The organism is Streptomyces sp. NPDC033136 (assembly GCF_055578235.1).
The window spans coordinates 15,666-35,799 of the sequence record NZ_JBVIPD010000008.1 but is presented as its reverse complement, the minus strand read 5'-3'; the positions used below and the strand labels follow the sequence as shown (position 1 = coordinate 35,799).

Below are 20,134 nucleotides of genomic sequence, written 5' to 3'. Positions count from 1 at the left end.
TTGATCGCACATGGGCACTCCTGAGGCGACGCCGTCGAGCCCGCGGTCATGGGTCCGGGGGCCGAAGGCCGCGCGGCCGACGGCCTCCGGTGGCGGTACCCCCGGAGGCGGCACCCCCGGTACGAGCACCGCTCCGAGCGCAGGGAAGGGCCCGGTCCCCACGGCGAGCCACGCCCCCACGACGACTCCGGGCCCCGCCCGGGCGCCCGCTCCCATGACGGCTCCGGGCCCCGCCAGGCCCCCCGCCCCCACCACGACGCCCCGCCCGGGTCCTGGGACCGGACACCGCCGCCCTGCGCCGGCCCCCGTCGCCCGCAGAGGCGCAGCTGTCTCCCCCCGCAGGGCCTCCCCGGCCTCCGGCGGCACGGCCCCCTGGGATGAGCCGAGGCGGCGTACGCCGGTGCGTGGGACGTCGCGGGACGAGATCGGGTGGGTCAAGACCCACGGCGGGGCCGGCGCCACCTCGCTCGCCGAGGCTCTCGGCGGGGTCGACGTGGGGGCACGCTGGCCGGAGCCCGCTCGGGGCGAGCCGTGCCGGATCATGCTGGTCGGCCGGACGAGTGCGCGCGGACTGCGCGCCGTGTCGCGGGCGTTGGGCGCGCTGAGGGACGGCAAGGCTCCGCAGGGGATCGACCTGCTGGGTGTCGTCCTCGTCGCCGACGCCCCCGGGCGGCTCCCGCTCGGCCTGCTGCGCCGCATCCGGGTCGTCCGCTCGGCCACCCATGTGCAGCGGGTGCCGTGGATCCCCGCCTGGCGCATGGGCGGTCAGCCCACGTACCTCCCCCGGCAACTCAGCGCGCTCGCCGACCTGGTGGGCGTCGACGGCGAAGGAACCGAGTCATGACCTCCCCTCTCGTGGGCCTCGCTCTCCCTGCCGGCGGTCGGCTCGCCGCGTACAACCCGACCCCCGACGCGGGCGCCATCCTCGGCGTCCTCGCCTGGTGCGCCTCGGCCGCGGGAGTGGCCGGGCTGCTCATCGTCGGCATGCAGATGGCGATCCAGCTGCGCCGCGGCGAACCGGGGGAGGGCGGCACGTACTTCCGCGGCTTCTTCTTCGTCACCCTCGCCTGCCTGCTCGCCACGACGGCCGGTCCGATCGTCGCGTTCCTCGGCGACCTGTCCCTCCACTGAGGGCCACGAACGTCCTCCGCACCACTCACCTCGCCCGCTCTCACGCCCGCCGCTCACGCCGCGGGCGCCGACCACTCGGAGATCCCATGTCCCTGCTCCTCGAAGCCACCCACCTGCTCGCCGCCGGCGTGCCCCAGCCGCAGAGCAACGCCCCCGGCGAACTGACCAGCAAGGTCAACACCGTGCTCGGCATAGCCGCCTGGGCCGGCACCGCCGCCGGCGTCGCCGGGGTGCTGATCACCGGCACGATGATGGCCATCTCGGTCAAGCGCGGTGAGAGCTCCGAGCACATGAGCCGCCTCGGCATGGTGCTCGGCGGCTGCGTCCTGGTCGCCACCGCGGGTCCGCTGGTCGGCTTCGTCTTCAACTGAGCCGACGACGGGACGGTCGAGATGTTCACGCGCAGGGAGTACCGGGAGCCACGCCGGTACCGGTCCGATCCGTCGGGGCCGTACTGGAGGCAGCGCGGCTGGCAGGTGTCGGCGGCGTTCCTCGGCGTCGTCGTCCTGCTGAGCGGGATCGTGGCGCTGACGGCCGACCGGGACACCGCCGGTGACCGCGCGGGCGCCCCGGCGTCGAAGGGGCCGCTGTCCGGCTCCCCGGCCATGAAGGACGGCCGGCCCGACGGGTGCCGCACGGACGACAGCGGCGGCGACGTCATGCCCACGGCTCCGCCCAGCGACGTCGACTGGCACACCCTCGACGTCACGCGTGTGCCCGTCTCGGCCTCGGCCGGTCCGACCCTGACCCAGGGGCCCGTGTGGTGGTGCTTCGCGCACACACCGGCCGGGGCCGTACTGGCCGCCCACATCATTCCCTCGCAGATGAGCGGGCCCGACTGGCGGACCATCGCGCGAGAGCAGGTCGTGGCCGGCCGGGCCCGGGACCTGTTCGTCTTCAAACGCTCCACGGTCCGGGACGACGCCCCGGGCGACGGCGACGGCAGCCGACAGGACACCGGCTCGGATGTGGGCTCGGGTTCGAAATCGGGGCCGGGTTCGGGTTCGGGCGCGGGCTCGGGCTCCCGTCCGGGCGCGGGGGCCGGGACCGGCAGCTCGTCCGTCGCCTCCTACGCCGGATTCTCGGTGCCCGCCTACTCCGGTGCGGCGGCGACCGTCGAACTGCTGCTCAAGACCGGGCAGGGCTACGCCACGACCTCCGTCACCGTGCGCTGGAGCGGTGGCGACTGGAAGGTCCAGCCCTCCGGCAACGGTGCCCTGCACACGCCGGTGAAGGCGGTCCAGGGAACGAACGGCCATCTCCTGTGGGGGGTTTGACATGGCGTGCCCGACCGGGAATCCCATCGTCGACATCGCGGTCGGATTCTTCAGCTTCCTCGGCGACCCCATCGGGACCATCGTCGAGGGAGTCGCCAACGCCGTGCTCGCGGGCGCCATCGCGGTGTTCGGGGCACTGACCACCAGCATCCCGACCCTCTCGGGGACCACCACGGCCCAGGACATCAACAGCCAGACCCAGTGGATCGTGGTCTACCTGGCGGTCGGCTCGCTGCTGTTCGCGTCCGCCCGGATGGCGGTCGAACGGCGCGGTGCGGCCGGCACGACCGCGCTGAAGGGCATCATGCGGGTCGTCCTCGTCTCGGGGGCCGCCACCACCGTGGTCACGGCCGCCGCCGCCCTCGCGGACGACTACTCGACGTACCTGTTCAACGCGGGCGCGGAGAAGCAGCTGAGCGCCGTGGGCGCCTGCTCCGACGGCAACGGCATCGAGTCCTTCCTGCTGCTGGTCCTCGCCTTCCTGCTGCTGATCGCCGGGATCATCCACACGATCCTGCTCTACATCCGCCTCGGCGTCATGGTCCTGCTGCTGGGCACCCTTCCGCTGGCGGCCGCCGCCTCGATGACGGACTGGGGCGGCGGCTGGTGGCGCAAGCACCTCGGCTGGATGATCGCCTGGCTGTTGTACAAGCCGGCGGCCGGTCTGGTGCTGTATGCGGGCTCGGCCATGATCACTTCGGGCCGGGACGGCGGGAGCGACATCAACGAACGCATCGCCGGTATCGGCGTGATGCTGTTGTCCGCCGTCGCCCTGCCCGCACTGCTGAAGCTCGTCGTGCCCGCCACCGCCGCCCTCGGCGGGGCGTCCGCGATGTCCGGGGCGATGTCCACGGCGGGAGGGTCCCTGGCGTCCGGCGCCCGTTCGCTCGGCGGCAGCGGTGCCGGCGGCAGCGGTGTCGGCGGCAGAGGCAGCGGGGGCGCCGGCGGGCAGAGCGGTCCGCGGGGCGCGTCGGGGGCGTCCGGTGCGGGCGGCTCGGGCGGTTCACAGGGCTCCTCCGGTTCCGGCGGCGCGTCGGGCGCGCCCGGTCCCGGCAGCGCGGGACCGCCGGGTGCCCCGGGAGCCGGGGCGGGCGGCGGCTCCGGAGGGGCGGCCGCCGGCGCGGGCCGGGCCGCCGCGGCGGCCGGCGGTCCGGTCGGGGTCGCGGTCGGGGCGGCGGTGACCGCGGCGCAGGTCCTCGGCCGCACCGCCTCCGGATCCCTCGAGGGCGCCGACCCGGACAAGGGGCACAACACCTGACCCCTGCGCCCGTGCCCCCTGCGCCCGTGCCCCCTGCGGCCCCGGACGGGCCCGCCGTCCCCGCAAACGCCCGTCCCGCCGCACCACCGAACAGCCGCACCACGAACGGCCGCACCACGAACGGCCGCACCACGAACGGCCGCCGGGCTCCCGATCCCCCCGAGGAGCCCGGCGGTCCCCTCCCCCGCCACCCTCGCCTCCCCCGCCCCGCGCCCGCGCCCGTTGCCGTTCCCGTTGCCGTCACCCGACCACTCCACGAAGGGAAATCGGACCCTCATGTCCACGGAAGCCGTCACCCAGCCGACCTACGGGAACTGGCGCCGTCCCAGGCGTCCGGGGCTCGGTCCGCTCGGACTCGTCGGCACCTTCGGTGTCTTCGGCGGGCTCGTCCTCACGCTGCTCGCGTCACTGATCTCGCTGTACGCGGCGATGGTCGTGTTCACCCCCGTCGCGGTGCTCCTGGTCCCGCTCGCCATCCGCACCCAGGACGGCCGCAACGTCTACCAGCTGATCGCCCTGCGCATCGGCTGGCGGCGGCGCAGGGCCCACGGGGCGCACCTGTACGTCTCCGGACCGCTCTCCGCCCGGCCCGGCGGCCGGTTCCGTCCGCCGGGTCTCCTCAACAAGGTGACAGCGACCGAGGGCCGGGACGCCTACGACCGTCCCTTCGGCGTGCTGCACCACCCGAACCGCAACCTGTACACGATCGTGCTGGGCTGCGACCCCGACGGCGGTTCGCTCGTCGACCCCGACCAGGTGGACGTCTGGGTCGCCCTGTGGGGCGAGTGGCTGGCCCGGCTGGCCCACGAGCCCGGCCTGCGCGGTGCGTCCGTGATCGTGGAGACCGCCCCCGACCCCGGCACCCGGCTCGCCCACGAGGTACTGCCCCGTATCCGGGCGAACGCGCCGGCCGCGGCTCGTGCCGTGATGGAGGAGGTCGTCGAGCGCTACCCCACCGCGTCCTCCGAGATGCACACCTACGTCAGCCTCACCTACGGCGTCCCCGCGCACCAGAAGCGGAAGAAGGAGGACGTGATCACCGACCTCGCCATCCGCATCCCCGGCCTGCTCAGCGGTCTGGTGGCGGCCGGTGGCGGAGCGGCCTACCCGCTGTCGGCGGAGCGCATCGCGGAGGTCGTGCGGGTCGCCTACGACCCGGCCGTCGCCGCCGACGTCCTCGACGCCCGCGCCCAGCACGGCGGTACGGGCCTGGAGTGGGACGACGCCGGTCCCGCCGCCGCCGTCGAGACCGTGGGCAGCTACCAGCACGACTCGGGGGTGTCCCGGACCTGGCTGATGACGCTGGCGCCGCGCGGCACCGTACGGTCCTCGGTGCTGAGGGGCATGCTGGAAGCGGCGCCCGGCACACGTCGCAAGCGGGTCGCGCTGGTGTACCGGCCGATCGACCCGGCCACCTCGGCCCGGATCGTCGAGGCGGACCGGCGCAGCGCCCAGTTCATGGCGACGTCCGGCCGGGGCATGGTGCAGGCCCGTGCGGCCTCGGAGATGCGGGCGGCGGAGCAGACCGCGGCCGAGGAGGCGTCGGGCGCGGGGCTCGTGGAGTTCTCGCTGATGCTGACGGTCACCGTCGACACCATGGAGCAGCTGGCCGACGCGAGCGTCACCGTACGCAATCTGACGGCCGCCTCCCGGGTGCTGATGCGGCCCGCGGACCGGATGCAGGCGGCGGCGTTCAGCTGCACGCTGCCCGCCGGGATCCTCCCGTGGGAGCAGACCCTGATCCCGCACGAACTGCAGGAGGCGCTGTGAGCCGCCGCGAGGAGAAGAGGGCCGAACAGGCCGACCGGCTGGCCGAGTTGCGGGCGCGCGAGGAACTGGCCGCGCTGCGCGCCGGAGCGGGTGCCGCCCGGCCGGAGAAGTCCGGGCGCGGGGGCCGCAAAAGGCGCAAGGAGCGCGAAGAGCGCGAGGGGCGGGGGAAGGCCGGGCGGAGCGAGGGGCCGGGCGGGGACGGCGGCAGGCCGGGCGGCGGTGGGAAGAGGGACGGCTCCCGCCCGCGCGAGGTCCATGTGCCCCCGCGCGGCTGGTACGGGGCCGGGGGCGGGCGGGTCGGCTATCTGGACCCGCCGACCATGTGGCGGGCCACCACGGTGCAGGCGTGCGGCATGTGGCCGTTCGCCGCCGGTTCCGGCTCACCCATGACGGGCGTACCGCTGGGGCAGCACCTGTTCACCGGGGCCACGGTCTGCGGTGACCCGCTGAGCTGGTTCACCCGGGCCCGCTACATCTCCAACCCGTCGCTGTTCATGCTCGGCATGCCGGGTCTGGGCAAGTCCACGCTGGTCAACCGCATGCTGATCGGGCTCTCCGCGACCGGGGTCGTCCCGCTGGTCCTCGGTGACCTCAAGCCCGACTACGCCGACACGGTCCGGGCCCTCGGGGGCCAGGTGATCTCCATCGGCCGCGGCCGCGGCGGCATCAACGTCCTCGACCCGGGCGCCATGGGCGCGGCGGCGGCGCGGATCGGCGGCGAGGCGGGCGAGGTGCTGAAGGCGGAGACGCACGGCCGGGTGCTGAACATGGTGGCCGCGCTGATCACCATCGTGCGTGGCCGTCCGATGGACGACCACGAGCAGTCCGTGCTCTCCGCCGTCCTGCACCACCTGCGCGAACGCACCCCGCCGGGCCGTACGGTCCTGCTGCCGGACGTGCTCAGGGTGCTCGCCGAGGGACCCGACCGGGTGCGCGCGGTCACCCTCGACCGGGGCGACGACGCCCGCTACCGCGACGCCGTCGACCCGCTGCACCGCTCCCTGCTGGGCATCCTCGACGGTCCGCTGGGCGACACCTTCGCCTCCGAGACCTCCACCCGCATCGACCCGGCCGCCCCCGCGGTGTGCATCGACATCTCCGGCATCGGTGAGGCCGACACCCAGCTGACCGCCGCCGCGATGCTCGCCGCCTGGTCCGACGGGCTCGGCACGGTGGCCGCCTCGCACGCGCTCGCGGACGCCGGGCTCGAGCCGCGGCGCTGGTTCTTCACGGTGCTCGACGAGTTGTGGCGCCCGCTGCGCGCCGCTTCCGGCATCGTCGACCGCATCGACGCGCTGACGCGTCTGAACCGTTCCCTCGGCCTCGGCGACGCCAAGATCACCCATACGCTCAAGGACGCCGAGGCCCTCGGCACCGACGCCGACCGGGCCAAGGCCCGCGGGTTCGTCGAGCGGGCGGGGATGGTGGTGTGCGCGGGGCTGCCGAAGGCGGAGATGGAGGACCTGGGCAAGGTGGTGGGTCTGTCCCGGCGTGAGATCGAGCTCGTGTCGTCGTGGTCCTCACCGCCCGGCTGGGGGGTCTCCGGGGAGCACGAGGAGCCGCCCGGACGGGGTCGCTTCCTCATCAAGGTCGGCGGACGCCCCGGCATCCCGATCAAGGTCGCCATCACCGACGCCGAACGCCGGCTGCACAACACCAACACCCGGTGGACGCCGGACGAGGAGGCCGTCGAGCGGGCGGTCGAGCAGGAACTCGCCCACACCGCCGCCCAGGTGGCACGGGCCGCTCAGGAGGGGGCGTACGCGATGCCGGGCGCACCCGACGGCCCGGTGGCGGGGGGCGACGCGGGGAGGTGGACCGCGTGAGGGCTCCGGGCACCGGTTCCGCGCACGAGCAGCTGCCGTGGGCGATCGTGGCGCTCGCCGGCACCGGACTGGTCATGTTCACCGTCGCCTGGTCCGGCGGGACCCTCGGGTCCGGGCTGACCGGCCATGGCTGGGACGGCCCCCCGTTCGCCCTGTCCACCGTGTCACAGCTGGTCTCCGCCGGGCCCGCCGGCCTGTGGCCCGGGGCCCCGGCCGCGGCGCTCTACGGGGGCATGCTCGGCCTGCTGGGGCTCGTCGCCCTGCCCGTCGCCCTCCTGGTGCGCTTCCTGCTGGGCCGGACCGGCGGCACCAAGGGCCTGGCCGGGCGGCGCGAGCTCGCCGCGATGTGCCCCAAGGGCATCGAGGCCCGCGCCCGCGAACTGCGCCCCACCCTGGCGGGCCGCGATCGGCTGCACCCGGACGAGACCGGCAACCTCCTGGGCGACCTCAGCCCCAACGGACCCGAGCTGCGCAGCAGTTACGAGGACGTGGAACTGGACCTGATGGCGCCGCGGGCCGGCAAATCGACCGGCATCGCGGTCCCCCGGGTGCTGCGCGCCCAGGGCGCCGTCCTGCTCACCTCCAACAAGTCCGACGTGTACGCCGTCACCCGCGCCGAGCGCGAGCGGGCGGGCACGGTCTGGACGTTCGACCCGCAGGGCATCGCCCACACCCCGCGCGCCATGTGGTGGAACCTGCTCGGCGAGTGCCACACCATCGAGGGCGCCCGCCGCATGGCCGGTCACTTCGTGGCGTCCGTCAACGACGACACGGCGAAGAAGGACTTCTGGATCTCGGCCGCCCAGAACACCCTCACCGCCCTCTTCCTGGCCGCCGCCCGCAGCGGCACCCCCCTGCACGAGCTGCTCGGCTGGCTCGCCGACCCCGCCGACCGCACCCCGGTCGACCTGCTGCGCGACGCCGGACTCGTCGCGATGGCCGAGCAGTTGCAGGGGACCGTCCGCGGTGCGGTGGAGACCCGGGACGGCATCTACGAGACCGCCCGCCAGACGGTGTCCTGCCTGCTCGACCCGGAGATCCTCGCCTGGGTCTCGCCCGATCCCCGGCTCCCGGAGTTCCGTCCCGACCGGCACGTCCTCGGCGAGGACACGCTCTACCTGCTCTCCAAGGACGGCGGCGGTTCCGCGGCCGGCGTCATCGCGGGACTCGCCGACGCGACGATGCGGGCCGGTGTGGTCGCCGCCGAACGCATGGGCGGCCGGCTCGATCCGCCGCTGACCGCGGTCCTCGACGAGGCCGCCAACGTCTGCCGCATCTCCGATCTGCCCGACCTGTACTCGCACTTCGGCTCCCGCGGCATCAACGTCGTGACGCTGCTGCAGAGTTACCGCCAGGGCGCCCGGGTGTGGGGCGAGGTCGGCATGGACGCGCTGTGGAGCGCGGCGACGGTCAAGCTCCTCGGCGCGGGTCTGGACGACGCCGACTTCGTGCAGAAGATCTCCACGCTCGTCGGCCAGCACGACGTCCGTACCCCCACCGTCTCCCGGGGCAAGGAGGGCACGTCGCGGTCGTACTCCTACCGCCAGGAGGCCGTCCTGCCGCCGGACCGCATCCGTGCCCTGCCCAAGGGCACGGCACTGCTGCTCGCCACCGGCGTCAAGCCCGCGCTGATCCGGCTGCGCCCCTGGTACAAGGAGCCCGGCGCCGCGGCGATCTCGGCGGCGGCGAAGGCGGAGACGGCGGCCATCACGGAGCGCGCGGCACGCCGTCTTCCGCCGGGTCCGCCCGATGGTCCGGGTCTGCCGTGGCCGCAGGGGGTGCCTGGGGTGCAGGGGACGCCTGGGGCACAGGGGGCACCGGATGTCCTTGGGCTCTCTGGGGCAGGTGGGGCGCCTGGGGCCCCTGGGGTGCCGCTGTCCAAGCAGGTGCCGTGACCCTTCGCCGACAGCCGCCGCGCCCGCCCAGCGTCACGGCACGCAGCATCTGCTCGGCCGGCCCGTACCGCACCCGCGCCGACAGCCGTGCGCCGAGGGCCAGTTGGGCGGCGTAGAGCAGGACGCACCCGGTCAGGACCATGACCGTACCGGCCCGGTCGTGCAGTGCGAGCCCGTACCCGCTGAACACCCAGGCGAGGACGAGTGACTGGGTGAGGTAGTGAGTGAGCGCCAGGCGCCCGGCGGCGGCGAGCACACCGGCCGCCGCCGGGAGTCGGTCCTCGACCCGCGGGAGCAGCAGGAGCAGACCACAGGCGTACGACGCCGTGAGCGCCGGGGCGGTCAGCACCGTCACCGCCTGCCCGACCAGGAACCAGCGGCTGTCCAGCGGCCCGCTCGCGCAGCAGGCGGCGGCTACGCCACCGGCCAGGCCCGGCGGCAGCCATCGCAGGGCGGTCCGGCGCAGCCACTCACGGTCCCGGCCGCGCCGCTCGGCCAGCCGGGACTTCGCCGCCGCCTGCCCCGCCAGGAACGCGGCCAGCATGGCGGGCGCGTACAGCAGATCGGTGCCGATCGCGGCCGGCAGGTCGCGCAGATGGGTGCCCAGCACAGAACCGGCGTCACCCCGGTAGGCGGCGACCCGCTCGGCGGCACGGGGCGCGTCAGCGCCGGCGGCGAGCGGCTCGGTGAGGGCCACGGTCAGCAGCCCGTACCCGAGCAGCAGCGCCGAGAGGAGCAGCAGCAGGGCGGCGGCGACCCGCAGCGCGGCCCGGACGGAGAGCCCGCGCAGCCCGTACAGCACCAGGGCGAGGACGGCGTACGTCGTCAGGATGTCGCCTGGATACAGCAGGACCGCGTGCGCCGCCCCGAGGACGAACAGTCCCGCCGTGCGCCGCAGATGGCGGGGTGCGAAGGCGGCACCGGCACGGCGCGCCGACCGGGCCTGGAGGACGAAGCTGTAGCCGAAGAGGAAGGAGAACAGGACGTAGAACTTGGCGGTGACCAGCGCGGTCACCGCCCACGCGGCGACCCGGTCCGGCGCCGGCGCCCCCGGCGCACCGCCGAAGGCCGTGTACGGGCCCGCCACCAGCAGGGCGTTGACCACCAGGATGCCGAACAGGGCGAACCCGCGCAGCACATCGAGTTCGCCGAGCCGCGGGGGCCGGTCCTGCGAGGCGCCGGCCGGCCTCACCCCGCCGTCACGACCCCGGTGCCGAACGCCACGGTGGCGGACAGGAACCACCCGAACGACGGCGCAAGCAGATGCCGGGTCGTCCACAGCCTGGCCCGGGTGGGGCGCTCCCGCTCATACACCACGGGCACGGTGCCGCCGACCGGGGGCACTCCGTAGAACGGCCCGTACGGTCCCGGATCGAGGACGATCTCCCTGCCGAAGTGGTCGCGGAACACGACGAGTCCGCCGCGCCGCGGGTCGGCCGCCTCGCGCGGCGTCACGCGGCCCGTCACCCGCCGGCCGCGCACGTACAGCGCGGCGGCCGTCGCCACCGCCCGCACGGCGGCCAGCAGGAAACCGAGACCGAGCCCCGTGCACAGCGCGAGCAGCACCAAATGCGCGTTCATACCCACCCTTTCGCCTGGCGCCCTGAGCGCACAACGGGCCGGGGGTCCGTTGCGGTTCACACCTTCCTTGAACCTCCGTGCGGCACGGGCCCGTTGTGTGGGCGACCCGATGACTCCTCCACGTCGCACCATCCCTGCCGCACCATCCCTGCCCACGCGGCGCCTACGAAGGGAGCCACGAACCGCATGAGACGGATACCCGGCGCGCACGGCCACCGGACGGGGGCCGCTGTCGCACTGGCCCTCGCCCTGGCCCTGACGGCGACGCTCCACCCACCCGCCCGTGCCGAGCCGGCGACCCTCCCCGAGGTGCGCGCCGCACTCGACCGCCTGTACCACGACGCCGAGGCCGCCACGGAGAGGTACAACGCCCTTGACGGCAAGGTGACCCGGCAGGAGAAGCACCTCGGCACGCTCAAGGCCCGAGTGGCCGCCACCGAGCGGAAGCTGGGCCGCCTGACCGCACTGGCCGGGGCGGCGGCCCGCTCCCAGTACCGCGGCGGCGGTGTCCCCGCCGAGGTGCAGTTCGTCCTCGCCGACGACCCCGAACACGCCCTGGACAACGCGGCGCTGGTCCGTCAGGCACACCTGGGCACGAACCGGGTGATCAAGACCCTGACCGCGACGGAGGACGAGCTGCGCACCCGCAGCGACGAGGCGGCCGACGAGCTGAAGCGGCTGCGCCGGAACCGCGGTTCCCTGAACTCCCACCGCAGGACGATCCAGACCCGCATCGACCAGGCGCAGGCAGTGGAGTCGCGGCTGGAGGAGAAGCAGCGCCGTGAGCTGGCCGCGCTCGAGCGGAGGACCGCCGACGCGGCCCAGGCGGAGTGGGTGGGGTCGGGCGTCCTCGACGGTGCCGGCACCGAGGGCAGCACCGCGGGCCGCAAGGCCGTGGCCTTCGCCACCCGGGAGCTCGGCAAACCGTACGTCTGGGGCGCCGAGGGCCCCGACTCGTACGACTGTTCCGGTCTCACCTCGCAGGCCTGGCTGAAGGCGGGTGTCGCCATCCCACGTACCTCGCAGGAGCAGTGGCGGCTGCTGCACCGCGTCCCGGTCTCACAGATGCGCCCCGGCGACCTGATCATCTACAACGCCGACGCCACCCACGTCTCCCTCTACATCGGCGACGGCCGGATGATCCACGCCCCTCGCCCGGGGCGTCACGTGACGGTGGCGCCGGCCGGGTCGATGGAGATCCTCGGGGCGGTGCGGCCGGACGCCTGAGGAGGCGGACCGGCTGCCTGAACCCGTTCCGTCCGGTTTCCGTTGTTGTCCCTCAGCGAGCCGGGGCCGGCCACGAAGGGCCCGGCTCCGCACCGGACCACAAGGAGGTACGGCATGGCACCCAAGGACAAGAAGCGCAAGAACTCACCCACTGGGTCGTCCGGAAGCCGGGAGAGCGAATCGAGCGCGTCCAGCATGGGACTGCGCGAACTCTTCGAGACGCTGCCGCCGGCGCCCCCGTCGGACCGCGTCCTGAGGGACGCCCCGAACCTGGACCCGGAGTCCCTGCGCGAGATGCCGCAGAAGACCCCCTGGTCCCCGGCGGGCAGCAACGAGTGGTTCTACCGGGTGGGCGACAAGGTCGTCTCGGGGATGAAGAAAGGTGCCAACTCGGCCGCCAAATGGGTCGCGGAGAACGACACCCGGCTCATCGAGTCCCTCGGCGTCGGCGGCGGCGCCGTCCTCCAGGGTGCCGGTATCGCGGGCCAGCCCGCCGCGGCGCCCGCCGCCACGGCCGGGCAGGGTGCGTACGGCGGCGGCGTCACCATCTCCGGGCTGGTGTCGGCGTACCGGGGCGTCAAGGAACTCTCCAAGCTCTGGTCGAACTACCGGCACCCCGAGAAGTCGCCCGAGAAGGTCAACTACACGCAGATGAGCCTGGACCTGGCCGCGGCCGGGTTCGCGGGCGTGTACGGCGGCTACAGCACCGGTGCGGAGCAGAACCCGGGCGCCGCCCAGGTGGGCATGGCCGTGGGCGCCATCGGCTCCGGGCTGGCCGCCGGGGCGGCCCCCTGGTTCTCGAGCCGTCCCCCGGCCCCCACGCCCGCGCCCCCCCTGCCGGTCAGCCCCGTTCCGCCCGTACCGGCGGGCGGATACCAGCTGGGCACGCCGTACCACGCCAGCATGACCTCGCTGACCCAGCAGATGCAGGACTACCGGCTCTCCGACCTCGCGCCGTCCAGCACCCGGCACAGCTCGACGTCCTCCGGCAGCGACCCGTACGGCCGGCCGCCCGCCCAGACGCCCTACCCGCGGCAGTCGTACGGCTCGGGCGACTACAGCCCGCAGCAGTCGTACGCGTCGGGTTCCTACACCCCGCAGCAGCCGTACCAGCAGAGCACCTATCCGGCTCCGCAGAACCCGGTGTCCAGGTCGGTCTCGTCCTACTCCTACTACCCGACGGACGGGCAGAACAGCCAGCAGTCCTCCAACACCACCAGGCACAGGAACAGCCACCAGCACGGACAGGGCCACCAGCAGAAGCGCGGCGGCGGCAGCAGCGGCCCGGCCCTGTAGCCACGACGCATGACGTTCGGCGGGGGCCGGTCCGGCCTCCGCCGAACACTCGCCCCTGGGAGCACCATGACGACCGACACCGCGGCCGGCAGGCAGAAGCGGATGTGGGAACGGGAGCCGGAGAGGGGGCAGGAGTCCGCGCCGCCTCCCGCACCAGCGGAACCGGCCCCGCCCAAGTTCATCCTCTACCTGGAGGGCTCCGAGTACGCGGATGCCCTGCGGCGCCTCACCCTGTGGACGCACCACGTGCTGCTGCCGGTGTACGGCAGGGAGGTGACCTCCACCGCTCCGTGGTGCGGTCGCTGGTGGGAACACCCGGAGGCAGTCGCCCAGTTGCACGGCCTGTGGCTGGCCTGGGGGGACATGACGGGGCCCGGCTCCGAGGCGATCGGTCCCGCCAACTGGCATCGCGACTATCTGGGGCCGGTGATGGCCGCCCTGCGGGATCCGCAGGGGCCCTTCGCCGGCTGCAAGCCCGGCGCGCATCGGGGGAAGGAGACTCCCCCCGTCGACTTCCTCGACCCGTTCGGACCGCCTCCGCCGCCCCCGCCGGACGCGGCGTGACGGAGGCGGAGCCGAGGCGCACCGGGCATTGAACCGCCCGCCCTCCCCGGTCCGTTGTCGCCTCGTGTCCGCACCTTCCGACCTGAGTGAGGGGCACCGTGGCGGATGACAACGCGGCCTCCCCGGGCCGGAACCGGCTGGTCAAGGACCGTCCCGAAGCCACACTGGCACGTGACCTGATCAGGACCGAGTACCGGCTGAGGGACGAGCGCCGCGACAACGAACGGCACGCGAACGACAGGGCGGGCCTCTGGACACGCCTCGGGGCGCGGCTGCGCCGGTTCGTCGACCGGCTCTCCGGCCGGCCGGCGGTGGCGCCGCCGGGCGGGGACCACGCCGTCGCTGACGGAGCCGGGCCCTGGCAGCCGGCCCCGGCGGCGCGGGCGCCCGCCCGGATTCCCGCTCCCCGAGAGGCACCCGAAGCGGCCCCCGCGCCACCGCCGCATCCCGACCTGGCACGCCTCGGGGAGCGGATCGGCCGGCTGTCGACGCTTCAGCACGAGGCTTTCGAGGACGCGGTCCTCCACCTGGTCAGGACCGACGAGAGCTGGAAGCAGGCGTTCGAGCAGTCACCGGAGAGCATGCCGGCCGTCGCGCGGTACGCCGCCAACGCGTACATGCGGGAGTCGCTGCGGGACACGTCCGCGAGCGCGGCCCCGTCGCGACGGGGGCGCACGTCCGCGCAGGACGACGCACCTCGGACCGCGCAGGTCACGTCCACGAACGCCGCCACCGACGACAGTGCGCGAACGGATCAGAGCAGGAGCACCCTCACCGCCGGTGAGGCCATGGACGCCGCCCGGATCCGGATCATGGCGGACGACCAGAAGCAGTTCCAGGCGCTGCGTGCGCGCTGGGAACGCACGGCGCCGGATCGGCAGCCTGCCGTGGGGCAGGGCGGGAGCAGTTCGGGGGCACCCCGCCGGAACGACCTGAGCGACGGGCAGGCGTTCCTGGCTGCCGAACGGGCGGAATGGGAACGCCGCGGCACCACCCCCACCAACACCCCGAACCCCCACGACACCGCCGACGGGCAGGCCTTCCAGGCGGCCGAGCGGGCCGCTCAGCAGGCCGAGCGGCCCTCGTATGCGGCCGGGTCGGTGGAGGGCGTCCTCACGGGCGGGCCCTCGAGCCCCGTGACCCCGGTGTCGCCCCCGACACCGGCAGCGCCCCTGCCGTCGCTGCTCAGCGGTGAGGGACACGCGGCCGTGCGCGACACGCTCGCGACCCGACGCACCCCCACGGCCCCGGGCGCCCCCGACTCACGGACGAGTCCCCACCGCCCGGCGTCCGTCCACCGGCCCACCACGCCCACCACCCCCCAGAAGAGAGGACGTTGATGACGTACGTCACCCCCACCGGAGGCGCGATCCATGCGTAGGCCCCTCATCCGCAGACGCACCTCGTTCCTGCTCGCGCTGCTCCTGGTCGTCGCCGGTGTCACCGGCACTGCCCTGCTCATCCAGAGCGGGCGCTCCAACGAGGTGGACATCGCGGGGACACCGGCCGCCGGCGTCGGCTCCCCCGAGCACACCGTCACCTTCCGCAACACGACGGACCACCGCATATGGATCGGCAGTACGGTCAACGCCGACGGGTCGGCCGCTCTCACCGGGCTGCCGACGCTGGACCCGGGCCAGTCGGCCACCGTCACCATTCCCGAGCACTCCGGCGCCGGACACTGGCGCGGCAAGTTCTTCGCCCGTGAGGGCTGTACCGGCGAGGAGGGGACCACGTTCCACTGCGCCGTCGGCGACTGCGGACCCTTTGCCGACCGGTGCGTCACCGGTGAACAGCCCACAGGTCTGGCCGAGTTCAACTTCGATCCGAAGGACGGCCTGGCGCCCTGGTACAACGTCAGCTACGTCAACGCCGTCGCGTCGCCGATCACCGTCACGCCGGACGGCGTGGCGCCGCCCGAGTCGGGCGAGTGCACGCCGGCGGGCTGCGCCACGGACCTGCTGGCCGCCTGCCCGGCGGACAACCTGGTCAGAGACGAGGCCACCGGCCGGCCCCTGGTGTGCGTCAACCCGAACCGGGACGCGAAGACGCCCTACAGTGACGCGCTGGCCGCGACCTGCCCGACCGCGTACAGCTGGTCCAAGCACGACGCCGAGCAGGGCAACCAGGTCGTGTACCAGTGCCGGAAGTGCACCGGCATGACGGTGACCTTCCACGGCACCGGCGGTGCCGGCCCGTCCGACGCCGGTACCGAGCCCGCGCCCGGCCCCGCGGTCACGGAGCGGCCAGGCGGGGGCGGCACCCCGGCGGCCTCCCGCAAGGGCGTCGGCCTGAATCCCGTCGCGGGGGCCTCCGAGGCCCTGGCCGGTTCCCGTTCGTCCTGGTACTACAACTGGGCCTCCACCGCCGACGGCGTCACCGCCCCGGAGGGTGTCGAGTTCGTCCCGATGATCTGGGGTCCCGGGTCGGTCACCGACACCGAACTGGGACAGGCCACGCGCGAGGGGAAGGCGCTCCTCGGCTTCAACGAGCCGGATCATCCGGGCCAGGCCACCATGTCGCCCGAACAGGCCCTCGACCTGTGGCCCCGGCTGGAGTCCACCGGCCTGCGCCTGGGCGCGCCCGCGGTCGCCTCCGGCGGTGACGTCGAGGGCGGCTGGCTGGACCGGTTCATGAAGGGGGCCGAACGGCGCGGTCTGCGGGTCGACTTCATCCCCCTGCACTGGTACGGCGCCGACTTCGGTCCCGGCGCCACCGACCAGCTGCGCGGCTATCTGCAGGCCGTGCACGACCGCTACAAGAAGCCGGTCTGGCTCACGGAGTACGCCCTGATCGACTTCTCCGGGGGCACCCCGCGCTACCCGGGCGAGCAGGAGCAGGCCGACTTCATCCGGTCCTCGACCGAGATGCTGAACGGGCTGGACTTCGTGGAGCGGTACGCGTGGTTCGCGCTGTCGAAGGAGACCAGCCCGACGGGTCTCTACGACGGAGCGGAGCCCAACGCGAGCGGACGCGTCTACCGCGAGGTGCGCTGAGGCACCGCCTCCTGGTGAGGACGGCTCGCCGGCATTGAACCATCCTCCCCCCGCACCCGTTGTCCGGGGGCCCGCCCGCGGTGCGCCGGCGGGCCTCACGATCGAAGGAGATCCATGTCAGGCGGTCCGTCTCGGCGCGGCCTCTCGGGTACACGCGTCGGCCGGACCGTCCGGCAGGCGGTCGAGCCGCTCGCGGACCTGCTCGGCGTCCGGGTGGCCGAACTCCGCGAAGATCGCGAGGGCGTGCCGCCAGCTCGCCCGGGCCGCCTCGGTCTGCCCGCCGTCGAGTTGGACGTCCCCGAGGTGGCCCAGCGTGTGGCCCTCGCCCCAGCGGTTGCCGATGTCCCGGTGCGTCGCGAGTGCCCGGCGGTAGTACTCGACGGACTCACCGTGGCGGCCGCGCCGGTGGTGGATCGTGCCGAGGATGTCGAGGGTGACGCCCTCGACCCAGCGATTGCCGCCCGCCCGCAGCACGACCAGCGCCCGCTCGAGGCAGTCGACGGCCTCGTCGTAGCGGCCCATCCGCTGGTAGGCGTCCCCCAGGTTGCACAGGGCGATGCCCTCCCCCCAGACGCTGCCCGCGATGCGGTCGAGGGCGAGCCCGCGGCGGGCGTACTCGACGGCCTTGCGGAGCTGGCCCGCGTGCAGGTAGGCATCGCCCAGATTGGCGATCACCGACGCCCTGTCCCCCAGTTCCCGGCGCAGTCCCAGCGCCTGGTGCAGGTGCTCGATGGCCTCGTCGAACCGGCCCGCGTTGCGCAGCGCGGCGGCCGTGTCGCACAGGCCCTGGGCCTCCCCCTGCCGGTCCCCGGCGTGGCGGGCGGCGGCCAGCCCCGTACGCGCGGTGTCCAGCCAGTCGTGCAGGTGGCTGCGGAGGTAGAAGAACCCCCACAGGACGGCGGGCAGCCGCCACGCGATGCCCGTCTGCCCGGCCTCGGCGGCCTGATGCGCCGCGACGATCAGGTTGGACCGTTCCGTCTCACACCAGTCGAGCGCCCGTTCGTGCGTCGTGAACTCCAGCGGTCGGCACTCCTCCGGCGGCGGCTCCAGCGGGATGCGACGGCGGTTCGGGGTGATGTGCGGGTAGGCCGCGTCGGCGGTGTGCAGGTACCAGGACAGCAGCCGTCTCAGGGCGAGGTCCCGCTCCTGCCGGGTCTCCTCGGCGCGCACTCGTTCGGCGGCGTACACGCGGAGCAGGTCGTGCAGGACGTAGCGACCCGGGAAGTGCTCGGTGAGCAGGTGGGCACGGGTCAGTTCGGCGAGGGGCCCGCGCGCCTCACGCGGGGGGAGCCCGGCGAGAGCGGCCGCCGCGGGCGCGGAGATGTCCGGCCCCGCGTGCAGCCCCAGCAGCCGGAACAGACGCGCGGCCGGAGCGGACACGGCCTTGTAGGACCAGGAGAAGACGGCCCGTACGTCGGTGGTGATGTCGTCGCCGCCGGCGAAGGCGTCCAGGCTGCCATGGCTGTCGTTCACCTCGTCGGCGATGGCGCTGAGCGGGAAGGCGGGGTGGGCGCGGGCGTGCGCGGCGACGATGGCGAGGGCCAGCGGCAGGCGGCCGCACCGCGTGATGATCTCCTCGGCGGCCTTCGGTTCCGCGGCCAGCCGGTCGGTGCCGAGGCGCAGGGCCAGCAGGTCATGGGCCTCGGCCGGGGACAACTGGTCCAGCGTCAGGGGGTGCGCCCCCTCGCCGGCGACCAGGCCGGTGAGCCGGTTGCGGCTGGTGACGATGACCAGGCAGCCCGGGGAGCCGGGCAGCAGCGGGCGGACCTGTTCGGCGTCGCGGGCGTTGTCGAGCAGGATCAGCACCCTGCGGCGGGCGAGCAGGCTGCGGTACAGGGCGATCTGCGCGTCGAGACCGGCGGGTATGCGCATCGGCGGGACGCCGAGTGCGTCGAGGAAGCTGCGCACGGCGTCGTCCGGCGTCACCACGGAGCCGGTCGGGTCGAAGCCGCGCAGGTTGACGTAGAGCTGTCCGCCGGGGAACCGGTCGGCGATCCGGTGGGCCCAGTGCACGGCCAGGGTGGACTTGCCGATCCCGCCCATGCCGCCGATCGCGCTGATCACCACGGTCGCCGGGGGGCTGCCGTCCTGGGGCAACAGGTCGCCGATCCGGTCGAGTTCGGTACTGCGTCCGGCGAACGTGGGCAGGTCGGCGGGCAGTTGCGCGGGGCGGGCCGGCTGGAACGGAGGGCCGTGCGGGTCGGCGGGGTCGAGGCGGGCCGCATGGTCCGGCGGCGTCCCACCCGCCGGCGTGCCCTCGGCCGATGTGCCCTCGGCCGTCGTGCCCTCCACCGGTACGGCGCCGGGCGGTGCGGCCCCGACGGACGGACGGGCCGGTCCGGGCGCCGCCGGTGCCGGATTCGGAGCTCGGTGCGGCATCAGGGCCGGGTCGGCCGCCAGGATGCGCTCGTGCAGCTCCTGGAGCGACACCCCGGGTTCGACGCCCAGCTCCGCCACCAGGGCACCGCGTGTTCTGCGGTACGCGGCCAGCGCCTCGGCCTGCCGTCCCGACCGGTACAGGGCGAGCATGAGCAGGCGGCACAGCTCCTCGCGCAGCGGGTGGCTGCCGGTGAGCGGGATCAGCTCGGCGATCACCTCGTGGTGGCGTCCGAGCTCGATGTCGGCGTCCAGCCGCGCCTCCAGCGCGGACAGCCACTCCTCGTCCAGCCAGGAGCACACGGTCTCGGCCAGCGGGCCCGGGAGTCCGGTCAGCGCGGCGCCCCGCCACCCGTCGAGCGCGGCGCGAAGCAGGTCCGCGGCACCGGACACGTCACCCGCGGCACGCGCCTTCTTCGCCTGAGCGACGCGGCGCTGGAACACGGCGAGGTCCAGGCCGTCGTCCGGAACGCGCAGCACGTAACCGTCCCCGACGGAGACGAGCACCCGGGGCCGCCCCGCCGGGCCGCGGTCGGGCTCCAGCACCTTGCGCAGGCGCGACACGTAGGTCCGCAGGACGGACACGGCGGCGGCGGGTGGCTCCTCCCCCCAGACGGCGTCGATGAGTTCACCGAGCGGTAAGGGGCGTCCGCGTCGTAACAGCAGCGCCGCCAGCACCACCCTCTGCTGCGGCGAGCCGAGGTCCAGTTCCCGTTCCCCGCGCCATGCCCGGACCGGCCCCAGCACAGCGAAACGGAAGGCATTCACGTAGTGGTCCACCCTCGGACTCTAATGCGCCCCCGCTCCGGCACGGCCACGTCGGCGGAGCGCACCGTTCCACCGACGTGACCGTTCTCCCGTTTGTCACCCACGAGTTGAACCGAGTGCGGCCGGTGCCCGTTGCGGTACGCGGGCAACGCCGATACGGCCCCGGCCG

15 protein-coding genes and 1 pseudogene are annotated in these 20,134 nt (G+C 74.2%); 13 read left to right on the top strand and 3 right to left on the bottom strand.

Features of this window, described 5'->3' with window-relative positions; genetic code table 11:
- Positions 1–400 precede the first annotated feature (400 nt).
- The 8 genes from ACZ5TL_RS17050 to ACZ5TL_RS17015 all read left to right on the top strand — a co-directional run bounded on the left by ACZ5TL_RS17050 (position 401) and on the right by ACZ5TL_RS17015 (position 9,157).
- Entirely contained in the window at positions 401–844 is a 444-nt protein-coding gene (locus tag ACZ5TL_RS17050; RefSeq protein WP_468590568.1) for a hypothetical protein, read from the top strand.
- Positions 841–1,131 (top strand): hypothetical protein, encoded by a 291-nt coding sequence (locus ACZ5TL_RS17045; protein ID WP_468590567.1) that lies wholly within the window; start codon positions 841–843, stop codon positions 1,129–1,131. The genes ACZ5TL_RS17050 and ACZ5TL_RS17045 overlap by 4 nt, the downstream gene beginning before the upstream one ends.
- Positions 1,132–1,217: 86 nt before the next feature.
- Positions 1,218–1,502, top strand: a complete 285-nt coding sequence (locus ACZ5TL_RS17040) for a hypothetical protein (protein ID WP_468590565.1) — start codon at positions 1,218–1,220, stop codon at positions 1,500–1,502.
- Positions 1,503–1,523: 21 nt separating this feature from the next.
- Positions 1,524–2,408 carry a DUF8175 domain-containg protein gene (locus ACZ5TL_RS17035; protein WP_468590564.1) on the top strand — a complete coding sequence of 295 codons (885 nt, stop codon included), beginning with the start codon at positions 1,524–1,526 and terminating at the stop codon, positions 2,406–2,408.
- Position 2,409: 1 nt separating this feature from the next.
- Positions 2,410–3,666: a hypothetical protein gene (locus tag ACZ5TL_RS17030; protein WP_468590563.1), complete on the top strand. Its 1,257-nt coding sequence runs from the start codon at positions 2,410–2,412 to the stop codon at positions 3,664–3,666.
- A gap of 276 nt (positions 3,667–3,942) precedes the next feature.
- Positions 3,943–5,436: an SCO6880 family protein gene (locus ACZ5TL_RS17025; RefSeq protein WP_468590562.1), complete on the top strand. Its 1,494-nt coding sequence runs from the start codon at positions 3,943–3,945 to the stop codon at positions 5,434–5,436.
- A gap of 257 nt (positions 5,437–5,693) precedes the next feature.
- The gene (locus ACZ5TL_RS17020; protein ID WP_468590908.1) at positions 5,694–7,262 is read left to right on the top strand and encodes an ATP/GTP-binding protein; all 1,569 of its coding nucleotides are present in this window, start codon (positions 5,694–5,696) and stop codon (positions 7,260–7,262) included.
- On the top strand, positions 7,250–9,157 hold the full coding sequence (locus ACZ5TL_RS17015; RefSeq protein WP_468590561.1) for a type IV secretory system conjugative DNA transfer family protein: 1,908 nt from the start codon (positions 7,250–7,252) through the stop codon (positions 9,155–9,157). The genes ACZ5TL_RS17020 and ACZ5TL_RS17015 overlap by 13 nt, the downstream gene beginning before the upstream one ends.
- Positions 9,158–9,194: 37 nt before the next feature.
- Here ACZ5TL_RS17015 and ACZ5TL_RS17010 read toward each other — a convergent pair.
- A pseudogene (locus ACZ5TL_RS17010) lies at positions 9,195–9,701 on the bottom strand (DUF418 domain-containing protein); the annotation flags it as partial.
- 644 nt (positions 9,702–10,345) lie between these two features.
- The gene (locus tag ACZ5TL_RS17005; RefSeq protein ID WP_468590560.1) at positions 10,346–10,738 is read right to left on the bottom strand and encodes a hypothetical protein; all 393 of its coding nucleotides are present in this window, start codon (positions 10,736–10,738) and stop codon (positions 10,346–10,348) included.
- 186 nt (positions 10,739–10,924) lie between these two features.
- On the opposite strand from ACZ5TL_RS17005, the gene ACZ5TL_RS17000 reads away from it, so the two are divergent.
- The 5 genes from ACZ5TL_RS17000 (at position 10,925) to ACZ5TL_RS16980 (ending at position 16,821) form a co-directional block, all read left to right on the top strand.
- Positions 10,925–11,965: a C40 family peptidase gene (locus ACZ5TL_RS17000; protein WP_468590559.1), complete on the top strand. Its 1,041-nt coding sequence runs from the start codon at positions 10,925–10,927 to the stop codon at positions 11,963–11,965.
- Positions 11,966–12,079: 114 nt separating this feature from the next.
- The gene (locus ACZ5TL_RS16995) at positions 12,080–13,261 is read left to right on the top strand and encodes a hypothetical protein (RefSeq protein ID WP_468590558.1); all 1,182 of its coding nucleotides are present in this window, start codon (positions 12,080–12,082) and stop codon (positions 13,259–13,261) included.
- A 66-nt stretch (positions 13,262–13,327) separates the two neighbouring features.
- Positions 13,328–13,825, top strand: a complete 498-nt coding sequence (locus tag ACZ5TL_RS16990; protein WP_468590557.1) for a DUF4913 domain-containing protein — start codon at positions 13,328–13,330, stop codon at positions 13,823–13,825.
- Positions 13,826–13,923: 98 nt separating this feature from the next.
- Positions 13,924–15,165, top strand: coding sequence for a hypothetical protein (locus tag ACZ5TL_RS16985; protein WP_468590556.1), 1,242 nt, complete (start codon positions 13,924–13,926; stop codon positions 15,163–15,165).
- Between the two features lie 33 nt (positions 15,166–15,198).
- Positions 15,199–16,821: a glycosyl hydrolase gene (locus ACZ5TL_RS16980; protein WP_468590555.1), complete on the top strand. Its 1,623-nt coding sequence runs from the start codon at positions 15,199–15,201 to the stop codon at positions 16,819–16,821.
- A 117-nt stretch (positions 16,822–16,938) separates the two neighbouring features.
- Here ACZ5TL_RS16980 and ACZ5TL_RS16975 read toward each other — a convergent pair whose 3' ends face one another.
- Positions 16,939–19,977 (bottom strand): AfsR/SARP family transcriptional regulator, encoded by a 3,039-nt coding sequence (locus ACZ5TL_RS16975; protein WP_468590554.1) that lies wholly within the window; start codon positions 19,975–19,977, stop codon positions 16,939–16,941.
- Positions 19,978–20,134 lie beyond the last annotated feature (157 nt).